This window comes from Aliiroseovarius crassostreae (assembly GCF_001307765.1).
GTDB classification, from domain to species: Bacteria; Pseudomonadota; Alphaproteobacteria; order Rhodobacterales; family Rhodobacteraceae; genus Aliiroseovarius; species Aliiroseovarius crassostreae.
The window spans coordinates 14,056-28,934 of record NZ_LKBA01000012.1 but is presented as its reverse complement, the minus strand read 5'-3'; the positions used below and the strand labels follow the sequence as shown (position 1 = coordinate 28,934).

13 protein-coding genes are annotated in these 14,879 nt (G+C 59.0%); 9 read left to right on the top strand and 4 right to left on the bottom strand.

Annotation, left to right across the window (positions count from 1 at the left end):
* Positions 1–4: 4 nt before the first annotated feature.
* The gene (locus tag AKJ29_RS12250) at positions 5–586 is read right to left on the bottom strand and encodes a cupin domain-containing protein (protein WP_055190116.1); all 582 of its coding nucleotides are present in this window, start codon (positions 584–586) and stop codon (positions 5–7) included.
* 180 nt (positions 587–766) lie between these two features.
* Here AKJ29_RS12250 and gabT point away from each other — a divergent pair, with 180 nt between their 5' ends.
* From gabT to AKJ29_RS12235, 3 genes are all read left to right on the top strand, one after another.
* Positions 767–2,062, top strand: a complete 1,296-nt coding sequence (gene gabT, locus AKJ29_RS12245; RefSeq protein ID WP_055190114.1) for a 4-aminobutyrate--2-oxoglutarate transaminase — start codon at positions 767–769, stop codon at positions 2,060–2,062.
* 22 nt (positions 2,063–2,084) lie between these two features.
* Positions 2,085–3,299, top strand: coding sequence for an acyl-CoA dehydrogenase (locus AKJ29_RS12240; protein ID WP_055190113.1), 1,215 nt, complete (start codon positions 2,085–2,087; stop codon positions 3,297–3,299).
* A 135-nt stretch (positions 3,300–3,434) separates the two neighbouring features.
* The gene (locus AKJ29_RS12235) at positions 3,435–4,865 is read left to right on the top strand and encodes an aldehyde dehydrogenase family protein (RefSeq protein ID WP_055190111.1); all 1,431 of its coding nucleotides are present in this window, start codon (positions 3,435–3,437) and stop codon (positions 4,863–4,865) included.
* A 110-nt stretch (positions 4,866–4,975) separates the two neighbouring features.
* Here AKJ29_RS12235 and AKJ29_RS12230 read toward each other — a convergent pair whose 3' ends face one another.
* Together AKJ29_RS12230 and AKJ29_RS12225 are read right to left on the bottom strand one after the other, a co-directional pair.
* Positions 4,976–5,590, bottom strand: coding sequence for a response regulator transcription factor (locus AKJ29_RS12230; RefSeq protein ID WP_055191306.1), 615 nt, complete (start codon positions 5,588–5,590; stop codon positions 4,976–4,978).
* Positions 5,583–7,940: a cache domain-containing protein gene (locus AKJ29_RS12225; protein WP_055191305.1), complete on the bottom strand. Its 2,358-nt coding sequence runs from the start codon at positions 7,938–7,940 to the stop codon at positions 5,583–5,585. The genes AKJ29_RS12230 and AKJ29_RS12225 overlap by 8 nt, the downstream gene beginning before the upstream one ends.
* Positions 7,941–8,167: 227 nt before the next feature.
* On the opposite strand from AKJ29_RS12225, the gene AKJ29_RS12220 reads away from it, so the two are divergent.
* The 3 genes from AKJ29_RS12220 (at position 8,168) to AKJ29_RS12210 (ending at position 12,271) form a co-directional block, all read left to right on the top strand.
* Positions 8,168–9,136: a TAXI family TRAP transporter solute-binding subunit gene (locus AKJ29_RS12220; RefSeq protein ID WP_055191303.1), complete on the top strand. Its 969-nt coding sequence runs from the start codon at positions 8,168–8,170 to the stop codon at positions 9,134–9,136.
* A 94-nt stretch (positions 9,137–9,230) separates the two neighbouring features.
* A complete protein-coding gene (locus AKJ29_RS12215) occupies positions 9,231–11,843 on the top strand; it encodes a TRAP transporter permease (RefSeq protein WP_055191301.1) in 2,613 nt (870 codons plus the stop codon).
* Positions 11,840–12,271 carry a universal stress protein gene (locus tag AKJ29_RS12210; protein WP_055191299.1) on the top strand — a complete coding sequence of 144 codons (432 nt, stop codon included), beginning with the start codon at positions 11,840–11,842 and terminating at the stop codon, positions 12,269–12,271. The genes AKJ29_RS12215 and AKJ29_RS12210 overlap by 4 nt, the downstream gene beginning before the upstream one ends.
* Positions 12,272–12,592: 321 nt before the next feature.
* Here the strand turns inward: AKJ29_RS12210 and AKJ29_RS12205 are convergent, their stop codons facing one another.
* Positions 12,593–13,021, bottom strand: coding sequence for a MerR family transcriptional regulator (locus AKJ29_RS12205; protein ID WP_055191298.1), 429 nt, complete (start codon positions 13,019–13,021; stop codon positions 12,593–12,595).
* Between the two features lie 215 nt (positions 13,022–13,236).
* Here AKJ29_RS12205 and AKJ29_RS12200 point away from each other — a divergent pair, with 215 nt between their 5' ends.
* From AKJ29_RS12200 to AKJ29_RS12190, 3 genes are read left to right on the top strand one after another with little or no spacing between them, the layout of a single operon-like run.
* Entirely contained in the window at positions 13,237–13,785 is a 549-nt protein-coding gene (locus AKJ29_RS12200) for an SCO family protein (protein WP_055191296.1), read from the top strand.
* A 5-nt stretch (positions 13,786–13,790) separates the two neighbouring features.
* On the top strand, positions 13,791–14,213 hold the full coding sequence (locus AKJ29_RS12195) for a disulfide bond formation protein B (protein ID WP_055191293.1): 423 nt from the start codon (positions 13,791–13,793) through the stop codon (positions 14,211–14,213).
* Positions 14,210–14,869: a DsbA family protein gene (locus tag AKJ29_RS12190; RefSeq protein ID WP_055191290.1), complete on the top strand. Its 660-nt coding sequence runs from the start codon at positions 14,210–14,212 to the stop codon at positions 14,867–14,869. Before AKJ29_RS12195 ends, AKJ29_RS12190 begins: the two co-directional genes overlap by 4 nt.
* Positions 14,870–14,879: the final 10 nt, after the last annotated feature.

Here is a 14,879-nt window from a genome sequence, read left to right as displayed (position 1 = left end):
TCCTTTATAGGTATGGTGGAGTGCAAGCTGAGATGACTTTGCATACTCTGTCGGAGTTATTTTTGAATCTGTGTGGTTCTTTTGAGTTGAAGAGGTATGCGTCGCCGGCTTTGAGGGTTCTGGTTTCTGGTCCGACGGTGATTTCGAGTTCGCCTTCGATGACGATACCGCCTTCATTTGCGTCATGTTCGATCATGGTTTCGCCTGTATCGGCGCCGGGTTCGTATCTTTCGTGTAGGATCTGGAGGCCGTGGAGTTTTGCGTCTCCGACCTGTTTGAGGGTTATTTTTTTCTGTGCGGCTTCGTTTCCCTGGTAGAGGAGGGACGTGAGGTCTCTGAGTTCAGCGGGTGTGAAGAAGTTTTGTGAGGTTGTTGTTGCGTCGGGTTCAAAAAACTCTGACATGGAAATTCCGAAGCCGCCCAGAATTTTGCGCAAACTTGCGACGGACGGGCTGGATCTGTTGGTTTCGATCATTGAGATCTGCCCGTGTGGCACGCCTGCGGATTCGGCGAGCTGCCTTTGAGACATGTTGAATTGCTGTCTTAGCTGCTTCAAACGGGCGCCAACGTCAAATTCGTCCACCATGGATTGGGTCCTTTCATCGCTTTTTGCCAGATTGGGCGATTCAGCGAGTTTTGTCCAAACTCACCTCTAGCAATGCTCAATAAATTGAGCAATACAGGATGCGAGAATCAATGAATATGTGAATCGATCCCGGATTTTTTTGGGGGGAGACACATTCCGTCACCTGTGGAGGAGCCTCACGTGAGCAAGACTGAAACCCTCAAATCCCGCCGCGCCGAGGCTGTTGCCAATGGTGTGGCCACCCGTGGCATTTATGCGGTGCGTGCAGAGAATGCCGAGCTGTGGGATGCCGATGGCAAGCGTTATATCGACTTTGCGGCGGGCATTGCCGTGAACAATACTGGCCATCGTCATCCGAAGCTGATGGCGGCGGTGGCGGCGCAGTCCGAGGCGTTCACCCATACCTGTTTCCACGTGGCGCCTTATGAAAGCTATATCGCGCTGGCGGAGCGTCTGAACGCGTCGACGCCGGGGGAGTTCAAGAAGAAGACCATGCTGGTCACGACCGGTGCGGAAGCGGTGGAAAACGCGGTCAAGATGGCGCGCGCTTATACCGGCCGCTCGGGTGTGATTGCCTTTTCCGGCGCCTTCCATGGGCGCACCCTGATGGGCATGGCGCTTTGCGGCAAGGTGACCCCTTACAAGAAAGCCTTCGGGGCGATGCCGCCCGAGGTGCTGCATGCGCCGTTTCCGAATGAATTCCACGGTGTGAGTGTCGAACAGTCGCTGGCGATCCTGGACAATATGTTCAAAAGCTCGATCGACCCGGAGCGTGTGGCGGCGATGATCATTGAACCGGTGCAGGGCGAGGGGGGCTTCAACATCGCCCAGCCTGAATTCCTGCGCGCGCTGCGCAAGATCTGTGACGATTACGGCATTCTTCTGATTGCGGATGAGGTGCAGGCGGGGATTGCGCGGACGGGTAAACTTTTTGCGTTTGAGCATGCGGGCGTGGCCGCCGATCTGGTGACCATGGCCAAGGGCCTGGCGGGCGGCTTCCCGCTCTCAGCCGTGACTGGCCGGGCCGAGGTTGTCGATGCTGCCCCGGTGGGCGGCATCGGCGGCACCTATGCGGGCAACCCGCTGGCGGTGGCGGCGGCGAATGCTGTGTTTGACGTGATCGAGGAAGAGAAGCTTTGCGACCGCGCCACTGACATTGGTGAGAAGGTCAAATCCCGTCTGAACGCCCTGGCGGCGCGTCAGGGGATGGAAGCGATTGGCGACGTGCGTGGCCTGGGCGCGATGATTGCCTTTGAACTGGTCACCGACCGTGACACCAACGCCCCGGATCCCGCGCTGACCCAGGCCATTGTGGCCGAGGCCGAGGCGCGTGGCCTGATCATTCTGCCCTGCGGCACCCGCGCCAATGCTGTGCGCCTTCTGCCGCCACTGACCATTCCGATGGAACAGCTCGACGAGGCGATGGACATTCTTGAGGCTTCGATTGAAGCTGCCATCAGCAAAACCGCCGCGTAAGCCGCGAACAGGAGACAAAGATATGGCGAAAGATCTTTCCCCCCAATCCCAGCCGGCGCTTGCGTCCTTCAACTGGGATGATGCCTTCCTGCTGGAAGACCAGCTGCTTGAGGATGAGCGTATGGTCCGTGATGCGGCCCGCGCCTACTCTGAAGACAAGCTGATGCCGCGTGTGACCGAGGCGTTTGCGCGCGAAGAGACCGATCCGGAGATCTTCCGTGAGATGGGTGAAATGGGCCTGCTGGGCACCACCATCCCGGAAAAGTTCGGCGGCATTGGCGCAGGTTACGTGACCTATGGTCTGGTGGCGCGCGAAGTCGAGCGCATCGACAGTGGGTATCGTTCGATGATGTCGGTGCAGAGCTCGCTGGTGATGTATCCGATCTATGCCTATGGCACCGAAGAGCAGCGCGCGAAATACCTGCCGAAACTGGCGTCGGGCGAATGGATCGGCTGCTTTGGCCTGACCGAGCCGGATGCGGGGTCCGATCCCGGTTCGATGAAAACCACCGCCAGGAAGGTCGACGGCGGCTATGTGCTGAACGGGTCGAAAATGTGGATCTCCAACGCGCCGATCGCGGATGTGTTTGTGGTCTGGGCCAAATCGGATGCGCATGACGGCAAGATCAAGGGCTTTGTGCTGGACAAAGGCACCAAGGGGCTGTCTGCTCCGAAGATCGAAGGCAAGCTGTCATTGCGCGCGTCGATCACCGGCGAGATCGTGATGGAGAATGTGGAAGTGGGCGAAGACGCCCTGCTGCCGGATGTCTCTGGCCTGAAAGGTCCGTTTGGCTGTCTGAACCGCGCGCGTTACGGCATTGCCTGGGGCGCGATGGGGGCGGCTGAGGCCTGCTGGCACGGTGCCCGTCAATATGGGCTGGACCGCAAACAATTCGGCAAGCCGCTGGCGCAGATGCAACTGTTCCAGCTGAAGCTCGCCAATATGCAGACCGAGATCTCGCTGGGCCTGCAGGCGGCGCTGCGCGTTGGCCGCCTGATGGACGAGGCGAAAGCCGCGCCGGAGATGGTGTCGCTGATCAAGCGCAACAATTGCGGCAAGGCGCTCGATATTGCGCGTCTGGCCCGTGACATGCATGGCGGCAACGGCATCAGCCAGGACTTCCACGTGATCCGTCACATGGTGAACCTTGAGACCGTGAACACCTATGAAGGCACCCATGACGTGCATGCGCTGATCCTGGGCCGTGCCCAGACCGGGCTGCAGGCCTTCGCCTGATCCTGTCGAACAGATCCGGCCACTTGTTCCTCTTGGTGGCCGGATCCTTGAGGAAAGCCGTACATATCCCCCCCAGATTTGACATCTGCGGCTTTCCTCGTCTTTCCCTGACCCTCAAACATGATGAGAGAGCCGATGAAGCGAAACCTGATTGCCGGTGAATGGCTGGATGGCGTGGATGCCGTTCCAAATCTCAACCCCGCCGACCTGTCGGATGTGATTGGCACCTATGCCCATGCGTCCATTGAACAGGTCAATGACGCGGTGGCGGCGGCCAATGCGGCGCTTCCGGCCTGGGCGAATGCCTCGCCGCAACTGCGCTCGGACCTGCTTGAGGCCGTGGCGGGGGCGCTGTTTGCCCGCAAGGATGAGATCGGCACGATCCTGGCCCGGGAAGAGGGCAAGACGCTGGCGGAGGCGATCGGTGAAACCGTCCGCGCGGCGCAGATCTTTCGCTTTTTTGCCGGAGAGGCGATCCGTGTGACCGGGGATGCGGTTGCCTCGGTGCGCCCGGATGTGGATGTGGAAGTGTCGCGCGAACCGGTGGGGGTTGTGGGCCTGATCACGCCCTGGAACTTCCCGATTGCGATCCCCGCGTGGAAAATCGCCCCGGCGCTGGCCTATGGCAATGCGGTGGTGTTCAAACCTGCGGACCTGACGCCGGGATCGGCGCATCTGCTGGCTGAAATCCTGCACGAGGCCGGTGTGCCCGCGGGCATCTTCAACCTGGTGATGGGGCGCGGCTCCGTTGTCGGGCAGGCCATCGTGGATCACCCCGGCGTGAGGGCGATCAGCTTTACCGGGTCGGTGCCGGTGGGGCGCAACATGGCTGTGGACGCCGCGCGCGGCATGAAAAAGCTGCAGATGGAAATGGGGGGCAAGAACCCGATGGTGATCCTGGACGATGCCGAGATGGACATTGCCGTCTCGACCGTCCTCAATGGCGCCTTCTTCTCGACCGGCCAGCGCTGCACCGCGTCCTCGCGCATCATCGTGCAGGCGGGTATCCATGACGCGTTTGTGGAGCGGCTTGCGGCGGAAATGCAGGCGCTCACCGTGGGAAACCCGCTGGATGTGGCCACGCAGATCGGCCCGGTTGTGTCAGAAAACCAGCTGAACGGCAATCTGGGTTATGTGGATCTGGCCCGCTCCGAAGGGGCCGAGGTGATCGGCGGGGAACGCCTCAATCGCGACACCGAAGGCTTCTTCCAGGCACCGGCCATGTTCGTCGGGGCCACCAACCAGATGCGCAGTTCACGCGAAGAAATCTTCGGTCCCTGCGCCTCGATCATCAAGGTCGCCGATTTCGACGAGGCGCTGGCCACCGCAAACGACACCGAATTTGGCCTCTCCGCAGGGATCTGCACCGCAAGCCTGAAACATGCCCGCAGCTTCAAACACAACGCACAGGCCGGTATGGTCATGGTCAACCTCCCAACCGCAGGCGTCGATTACCACGTCCCCTTCGGCGGTACAAAAGCCTCTAGCTATGGTGCAAGAGAACAGGGTAAATACGCCGCAGAATTCTACTCAAACGTCAAAACTAAATACTGCTGCGCGGGGTAGCCCTTTGACGCGTGGCGGGTTTCGGGCCGTGGGGCCTGCTGCCTGGCGTATAAAAGGATCTGCCGGGCCCCTGAGGCCCGGTGGATTTGTTTGTGCGGTGTTGGCGGCGGTCAGGGCACCATGCAAAGCTGCACAAGTTCGAGCAGAGATTTGACCCCCATTTTCTGCATGAGACGGGCACGGTGGATGTCCACGGTGCGGGGGCTGATTTCCAGCGCGGCCCCGATTTCCTTGCTGGAGACACGGGCCGGGTTGGTCAGGATATGATCCAGAACGTCGCGTTCGCGCGCGGTCAGGTCGGCCAGTTTCAGATCCAGTTTCTGGCGCTGGCGCTGTTCGTCCTGCAATTGCAGGCTCATCGCAAGGGCGGACTGGACCCGTTCCATCAACAGGTCAAGCGGAAAGGGTTTTTCGAGAAAATCCATCGCCCCGGCCTGCATGGCCCGCACCGATTCCGGGATGCCGCCATGTCCGGTGATAAAGATGATCGGCAGGATGACTTCATCCGTGATGAGTTTTTCCTGAAGCGCCAGCCCATCCATTTCGGGCAGGCCGTAATCGAGAATGAGGCAGCTTTGCCGGGTCTTATCGAACGCATTCAGGAACCCTTTGGCATCAGCGAATGCCTCGATCTGAAAACCGCGCTTGCTGAGCGACCGGGTCAGGGCGGCCCGCACATCGTCATCATCATCGACAAGATAGACCAGGGGGGCAGGATCAGTCATGTGCAGTCTCTTCCGTTCCGGGGCTGGTTTGCAGGGTAAAGCAGAACCGTGCGCCGCCTTGCGAGGGGGTTTCGTGCCAGATCGTTCCACCATGGGCCTCGATGATCGAGCGCGAGATGGACAGGCCCAGCCCCATGCCCCCCGACTTTATTGTATCAAACTTGCGAAACAACTCGAAATCTGCGGGAATGCCCGGCCCGTTGTCCTGAACACAGGTCTGCACCTCGCCTTTCTTGAAAGAGAGCGAAACGGTGATCTTTGCATGGGGATCTGCATCCTTGGCCAGCGCGTCAATCGCATTGCGTAGAAGGTTGACCAGAACCTGCGCAACCTGGGTGCGGTTTCCGGTTGCGTTCAGGGGCAGGCCAGATTGCCCCGCTGGTGCAAATTCGATCTGGATTGACCGCGCACGTGCTTCCCCTTCGACCAGTTTGATGGTCTGGCTGCAAAGGGCGACCATGTCAAACGGCACCATGCGGCCACGATCCTTGCGGACCAGGTCGCGCAGCCCGCGAATGATGTCCCCCGCCCGATGTGCCTGTCGTTCGATATCCGCGCTGATCTGTCTGACCTCCTCCGTGTCGCCGTCCAATTCGCTCAGCGCCAGATGCAGCGCGTCGGCATTATAGGCGATGGCGCTGAGTGGCTGGTTCAGTTCATGCGCCATGCCCGTTGCCATTTCGCCCATCAGGTTGACCCGCGAAAGATGGGTCATTTCCCGGCTCAGCTGCTGGGTCAGATCGGCGGATTTCTTTTGCGCGTTCACATCATCGAAGATGGCGACCGCGTGGTCTGGCTGGCCAAATTCATCAAGGATGAGGATGGCGTTCACCCGCAGCCACGTGGTTGATCCATCGGGAAGCGAAAAGCAGATATCTTCAATGAATTCCGTGTCTTCACTCAGGATGGAGGAGAAGTTTTCAAGCGGGGTGTTTCCCTCTTGTGGGGCAAATTGATAAAGTGACATCGTGACGAGTTGGGCGGTGCTGACCCCGAGCAGGTCTGCAAGCTGATCATTGACACGAAGGAAGTTGCCGGAGATCGGTTCGATCTGCGCCATGCCGCGGGAGGTCAGTTCAAACGTGCGCCCATAGGCGGCTTCATATCTTTGCCGGGTGCGAATTTCGCGCACCAGCATTTCGCCCGTGCCCTCAAGCTCTGTATACGGGCTGTGTAACCCGTCATCGAGGCTGGCCCCGTCACGGGTGGCCTGTTTGGTGTCTTTGACAAAGGTGCGCAGGGGGCGGTTGATCCAGTCCGCAAGCCGCAGCCCGACCAGCCCGGTCAGGGCCGCGACAAGGCCCGCCACCCAGATCCAGCGGATCCGGTCCTTGGTGATTTCACCGATGAAGGCCTCGACCGGTGCATAGATCCCGACAGTCCAGGTCAGGTTGGGTTCGGGGATTGGCATCAGCAGAGAGACAAAGCGCTTTCCCTGCAATTCCAACTCGCGCGCAGAGGTGGAGGTGGCATCCTCCGACAGGAACAGCAGCTTGCCAAAGGCGGCTTTGGCGACCTCGTCGGTGATCTGGTTCACCATGGTCAGGGTTGGGTGATTCATGTCCGAATCATTGCTGATCAGAACCAGTTCGGGATGGGCCAGAACCTCTCCGTTCCGGTTCATGATGATCGCAGCCCCGCCCTTATCCGCCCAAAGTTCGGCCAGAAACCCGGAAATTGCGTTGATGTCGATGTCGATGCCCAGCACGCCCAGCAAGGTTCCGTCCTCGGACAGGACCGGGGCGGCATAGGTGATGCCGGGCTGTCTGGTGGTGAAATAGATATAGGGATCGGTCCAGATGCTGCCCTGTGTGGCCTTGGCCTGAGTGAACCAGGGGCGGGTGCGGGGCTCGTAGGTGTCGTTGTCATCATAAGCGGCGCCCAGGATCTCGAACTGATCGTTGCGCCAGACATAATGCGCGGGATGGGCGGGGCTGCTTTGATCGAAGGGTTCAATGATCTTGGTGCGGAAACGGCCCTCGGTCTCGCTGCGCATGACATAGACAAACCGCCCGTTCGGTTCAGCGAAATAAAACCCCGAGATCTGGGGGGCGACCAGCAATTGCTGGAACAAATGGCTTTCCAGCAGGGCGTCATCAGTTGTGTCCAGAACGCGGTTTTCAGCCAGGCGACGGGTGACATCCAGGCTCTGGCGGGCAGGGGCAAGAAAGCTGCGCACCTGGCTGACCACGGTTTCGCCCGCTTCGCCCAGCAACGCGTGTGACTGGCGCAGCAAGGCACGTTCAGAGCTGAGAAAGGTGAAGAAAATGATTGCCGACACGGCGATGAACTGCAGCCCGACCAGGGCCACGGCCAGAACCAGTCTTAAAGAGTACCGCCGTCGTTCCATATCATTTTTTTCCCAGCCAGAATGAGCTTGGCCACCTTTTCATGACTGTTCCGCTTAGCACCATAAGTAATGATACGTATAGACGATGAACATCAAGAAGCGCTTTCACATAGGGACATTCTTTCTTTGCGGCGCATCCTGATCCAAAGCGCGGGATGTGGTCGCCTTGTGGTCGTTTTAGACGACCACAAACACGTAAGAACAAACACTCGACAGGAGATTTCGAAATGTTCCAGAAGCTGAAAATCGCGGCATATGGTCTTGCCGCAGCGGGCGTCATGGCCCCGGCCGCGATGGCCGAAGAATTCATCACCATCGGCACCGGCGGTGTGACCGGCGTTTATTATCCCACCGGTGGCGCAATCTGCCGTCTGGTGAACAAGGGCCGTCGCGACCACGGCGTGCGCTGTTCGGTCGAATCGACCGGCGGGTCGGTTTACAACATCAACACCATCCGCGAGGGTGAGCTGGAATTCGGCGTGGCCCAGTCCGACTGGCAGTATCACGCCTTTAACGGCACGTCGAAATTCGAAGAGGCCGGCCCGTTTGAAGGCCTGCGTGCCGTGTTCTCGGTGCACCCGGAACCCTTTACCGTGGTGGCCCGTGCCGACAGCGGCATCAAGACCTTTGATGACCTCAAGGGCAAGCGCGTCAACATCGGTAACCCCGGCTCCGGTCAGCGTGGCACGATGGAAGTGCTGATGGAAGCCAAAGGCTGGACCACGGGTGATTTTGCCCTGGCCACCGAGCTGAAGGCCTCTGAACAATCTGCCGCTCTGTGTGACAACCAGATTGATGCCATGGTTTACACCGTTGGCCACCCCTCGGGGTCGATCCAGGAAGCCACCACCGCCTGCGACAGTGTGCTGGTGGAAGTGTCTGGTGATGACGTTGCCAAGCTGATCGAAGACAACTCCTTCTATCGTTCGGCCACCATTCCGGGTGGCATGTATCGCGGCAATGACGCGGACACCGCGACCTTTGGTGTGGGCGCAACCTTTGTCAGCTCGGACAAAGTGTCGGAAGAGGTGGTTTACACCCTCGTGAAGTCGGTCTTTGAAAACATTGAAGACTTCAAAGGCCTGCACCCGGCTTTTGCCAATCTCGACCCGAAAGAGATGGCCACCGCCGGTCTGTCTGCCCCGCTGCATCCGGGTGCCGAGAAATACTACCGCGAAGCTGGTATCATCGAATAAGCCACAAAAACTGGGCCGGGGACTTCCCGGCCCTTTCCCCCTTATGGGGCCATAAAAAGTTGGAAATTACCAATTTCAAACGGGGAGAAGGTTCATGGCTGACAGTGAAAATCGCGCGCTGAGCGAAGAAGAGCTGCAGGAACTGGTTGCAGCCAGTGACAGCGGTGCGCGCGCACCAATTGGCTGGGTTGGCACAATGATTGCCGTTGTGGCGCTGATCTGGTCGGTTTTTCAGGTGCTGCTGGCATCACCGATTTCAAACTACGTGCTGAGTGGTGATCTGATCAACAACGCACGGCAGATCCATCTGGCCTTTGCCATCTTCCTGGCTGCCATGGCCTACCCTCTGTTCAAATCCTCGCCCCGTGACACAATCCCGTGGTATGACTGGATCCTTGGGCTGGGGGGCGCTTTCCTGGCCATGTATGGCTATGCCTTCTACGACAAGATTGTCGGAAATGGCGGGCTGGCGGATACATCAGACGCTTATTTCGCCCTTGCCGGTCTGGTGTTCCTGTTCATCGCCGCCTACCGTACGCTTGGCCCGGTGATGGTTGGTCTGGCGATCGTGTTCCTGTTTTACGTCTTTTTCGGGTCATCCGAAGTGGTTCCCGACCAGATCCGCTGGGCCGGGGCGTCTTTGCGCAAGGCGATGAGCCATATGTGGATCACGTCGGAAGGGGTCTTTGGCATCGCGCTTGGCGTGTCGACCAAATTCGTGTTCCTGTTTGTCCTCTTTGGCGCCCTTCTGGATAAGGCCGGGGCTGGCAACTACTTCATCAAGATGGCGTTTGGCGCGTTGGGTCACCTGCGCGGCGGACCGGCAAAAGCAGCCGTTGTTGGCTCTGCGGCCACCGGCCTGATCTCAGGCTCGTCCATCGCCAATGTGGTGACCACCGGCACCTTTACCATTCCGCTGATGAAGCGCGTGGGCTTTAGCGCAGAAAAGGCCGGATCGGTTGAAGTGGCCTCCTCGGTGAATGGCCAGATCATGCCGCCGGTGATGGGGGCTGCGGCCTTCCTGATGGTGGAATATGTCGGCATCTCTTATGTCGAGGTGATCACCCACGCCTTCCTGCCCGCCGTGATCTCCTACATCGCGCTGGTCTATATCGTTCACCTGGAAGCGGTGAAAAACAACATGCCGACGATTGGCAACAAGGTGGTGTCGATGGGCAAGACCATTGGCGGCATGTTTGCCTTTTTCGCGGGGTTTGCCGGGCTGTGCTATCTGACGCAATTCCCGGTCCGGCTGATCGTGGCCATGGTGCCCGCCGGGTCCGGTTGGATCCTCGCAGCCCTGCTGCTGGCGATCTATATCGCCCTCATCTACCTTGCTGCGCAGTCGGATGATCTGGAGCCGGATGACCCCAATGCCGAGGTGGTCGAACTGCCCGATGTGGCCAAGATCTACAAATCCGGTCTTTACTATCTGCTGCCGATCATCGTGCTGGTCTATTTCCTGATGATCGAGCGTAAATCGCCGGGTCTGTCGGCCTTCTGGGCCACGCTGCTGCTCTTTGCCATCTTGCTTACGCAGAAGTCGCTGAAGGCGTTTTTCCGCGGGGAAACCAACCCGTTGGGTCGCCTGCGGGACGGGGTGACCGATTGGGTTGAAGGCATGATTGATGGCGCGCGCAACATGATCGGGATCGGTCTGGCAACCGCCACTGCAGGGATCATTGTCGGCACCGTATCGTTGACCGGGATCGGTCAGGTGATGGCCGATTTTGTTGAGTTCCTTTCGGGCGGCAACCTGATCCTGATGCTGGTCTTCGTGGCGATCCTGTCACTGATCCTTGGCATGGGCCTGCCGACCACGGCAAACTATATCGTGGTCAGCTCGCTGATGGTGGGGGTTGTGGTGGAGCTGGGCGCGCAATCGGGCCTGATTGTGCCGCTCATCGCGGTGCACCTCTTCGTCTTTTACTTCGGGATCATGGCGGATGTGACGCCGCCCGTGGGTCTGGCGAGTTTTGCCGCCGCCGCCGTGTCGGGCGGGGATGCGATCCGCACCGGGTTTACGGCGTTCTTCTACAGCCTGCGCACCGTGGCCCTGCCGTTTGTGTTCATCTTCAACACCGACCTTCTGTTGATTGATGTGACATGGATGCAGGGGATCATCGTCTTTATCATTGCCACGATCGGGATCCTTGTGTTCACTGCGGGCACGATGGGCTTTTTCCTGACCCGGTCGCGGATCTGGGAAACCGTGGCGCTTTTGGTTGTGGCCTTTGCCCTGTTCCGTCCGGGGTTCTTCATGGACCAGATCCAGCCGCCCTATGAAACCATCGAACCGGCCGGTTTTGTGCAGGCGCTGGAAGCGGCTGAGCCCGGCAGCACGTTGCGCACGGTGATTTCGGGACCGGATTTTGATACGCTTGCCGTCAAGGACCTGACCGTGCCGCTGATCGTGCCGGATGCCGAGGGGGCCGATGCCCGCCTGCAGGCGCTGGGGCTGATGCTGGTGCCGGAAGGAGAGGTGATGCGCCTGGATGAACCGGCCTTTGGCACCGAGCTTTCCAACCAGCTTGGCTCGTTTGACTTCTATGGCGATGATCAGGTGGCGATCACCCGGGTGCAGGCCGCAGCCGATCAGCTTCCGAAAGAGCTGATCTTCATCCCGGCGCTGATGCTGCTGGCATTGGTCGCGTTCCTGCAAACCGGACGCGCCCGCAAACTCGAAGCTCAAGGAGTGACGGCATGACCAAGACCATACTCTGCGCCGTGGACATCAACCGCCCGGAAGAGGATCGCAAGGTCCTGGAACGGGCCGCCAAACTGGCGGATATGGATGGGGCCCAGCTGGATATTATCACCGTGGTGCCCGATTTTGGGGCCAATATCGTGGGCGCCTATCTTCAGGACCACCATGTCTCGACCGCTCAGGACAAGGCCAAGAAACTGTTGCACGATATGTGCGAGGCAACGCTTGGGGCGGAGGTGAACGGCAGGACCCGGCATATCGTGGCAATTGGGTCGGTCTATGAAAAAGTGCTGCAGACCGCCGATCTGAACGCGGCAGACCTGATCGTGATCGGGGCGCATCGCCCTGATTTCAAGGATTACCTGCTGGGGCCAAACGCAGCCCGGATCGTGCGCCACTCTGGTGCGTCGGTTTATGTGGTTCGTTGAAAGCGTGCTATGCTGAAAAGCGGGCCCTTCGGGGCCCGTTTTGCTTTTGACCCTGCCACAGGTTCAGTCTGTCTTGTTCTGACACGCGGCTTTCGGCATCATTTTGCACGAAACGCCCACGACATTGATATCTCTTACCGCGTTTCGGTTTCCCCTGTCTCAGGTTAAACCCGAAACGCTTTAAAGCTACTGTAGGAGCAATGCTGTTTTTTAAGCTCCGCGGGGTGCCGCGAGAATGATAGCGGCACCCAACAAGCATGCAGTGGTGCCGAGCAGATCCCACCGTAGGCCGCGAGCGGATAGATGAGCACTGCGGGCATCTCAGGCGCCGATCTCGTTGTGGTCCGTCAGGCACTCGGAATGGTCGCGCAACACCTCCAGAACACGGCAATCGGCCGTGTGCCCGCCGCTGCATTCATGCACCATCCTATGCAATTCTGTCCGAAGGGCTTCGAGCCGGGCCATGCGTTGCTCGACCTGCTTGAGTTGTCGGCGCGCGATGGCATCGGCCTCCGCGCAAGACTTGTCTGGATGATCGCTCAGATCGAGAAGCTCACGGATCGCGTCCAGCGAGAACCCGAGTTGTCGCGCATGCCGGACGAAAGACAAGCGGTCAAGCTCACTATCCCCATAGCGCCGCTGACCGCCAGCCGATCGCCCGGGCTCGGGCAAGAGTCCGATCTGCTCGTAATAGCGGATTGTCTGCACCTTCGTTCCCGTTTTCTTAGCCAGAGTACCGATAGTCAACATATCCAACCCTCCAATTTACCTACAGTGCATGTAGCTTTAAGTTTGGTGCAACACAAGTTTTCCAAAGCATCTCACAGGTCCGTGAACATCGCGCTTCCGTCCATTATAAGTCTTGAACCTACAGTTGCTAGAGGGTGTAAACGCGCTGAAAGCATAGAATCAAACTCGGGCGTCGCGGTGTGAAGCTTTCAGGTCTTCAAAAAGTACTATGGGTTTTGGCGGGCGTCGCGACGCTCGTTTTCATCTGGCTGTTACTATGGCGTGCCCAAGCCGATAATGAACCACCTGTCCTTGCGCAGTTCGAACTGACGGACCATACGGGCATGATCCGCACCGAAGAAGACTTTGCGGGGCGCTGGATGTTTGTATTCTTTGGGTTCGCCAATTGTCCCGACGTCTGCCCGACGACGCTTGCAGATGTGGCGGCGGTCATGGATGGACTTGGCGAGGATGCCGCAAAAGTGCAGCCGATCTTCATCTCGATTGATCCCGAACGTGATACGCCAATGGCTCTTGCCGACTTTGTGCCGCGCTTTGACGCAGGCATCATCGGTCTGACCGGAACATCCGATCAGATCGCGGAGATCGCTGAAACCTTTCCGATCTATTTCGAACGGATCGACGAGGCCAGCGCGCCGGATGGCTATACAATGGGGCACACATCGCACCTGTTCCTTTTTGATCCGCAGGCGGGCTTCGCCGATTCCTGGCCCTATGGCACGCCCGCAGAGGCGATCCTTACTGATTTAAGAGAGAGGATCTGATCCCCATGACACGACTTTCCGGAGAAACGGCCCTTGCTCTTGCTTGGATCATTGCGCTTATCTCATCGCTTGCCGTGCTCTTTATCGGCGAGGTGCTTGGTCAAACGCCTTGCATCCTTTGCTGGTTCCAGCGCGCCTTCATGTTCCCCCTGGCTATCGTTCTTGGGCTCGGGCTGTGGTGGCAGGATCCGCGTGTGGGGCGCTATGGCGTTGCACTGGCGCTTGGGGGGGCGGTGGTGGCATTGTATCACATCGGCCTCTATGTCGGTCTGATCCCCGAGGCGATCCAGCCCTGCACGGCGACTGGTCCTTCTTGTGCCGATGACAACCAGTTGGTCTTCGGCATTCCGATTCCGCTGATGGCGCTTGTCGCCTTCACGATGATCGGGATGCTGTCGGCCCTTTCACTGAAGGAAAAACAAACATGAATAGACGCGGCCTTGTTCTGTCCGTTCTCGCCGTTGGTGCCGCAGGTTTTGGCGGCGCGACCTGGTATGTCAACCGCCCCCAGCCCATGGCAGGGGCAGTCCCTGTTGCGCCCGAAGTGAACGATGTGCTGATCCGGCCCTATTCCCCGATCCTCGGCCCCAAAACGGCACCTGTCACAATTGTCGAGTTTTTCGATCCAGCTTGCGAGGCCTGCCGCGCATTCTATCCCGTGGTCAAGGATATCATGGCCGAGCACGGCGATGCGGTCCGTGTCGTCATTCGATACACTGCCTTTCACGGGGACGTGTCGGTGGAAGCGATCCGTGTTCTCGAAGCTGCGCGGATGCAGGATGTGTTCGAACCCGTGCTGCAAGCGGTCCTGCGAGAGCAGCCACGATGGGCGTCCCATGGCACGCCGGCACCGGGTTTGATCCTTGAGATTGCCGCAAGCGGTGGACTGGATGTCGAAGCGGCTCGGACACAGATGCTGGCCCCCGGTGGCGTGGCGGTGCTCAATCAGGACCGTGCTGATGTCGAAGCGGTAGGCGTGCGACAAACGCCCACGTTTTTTGTGAATTCTAAACCCTTAGATCCGTTCGGTGAGGACGAACTGCGGCGACTGGTGGCGGCGGAAGTTGCGGCCAGCCAAAGTTGACGCTCGGCCA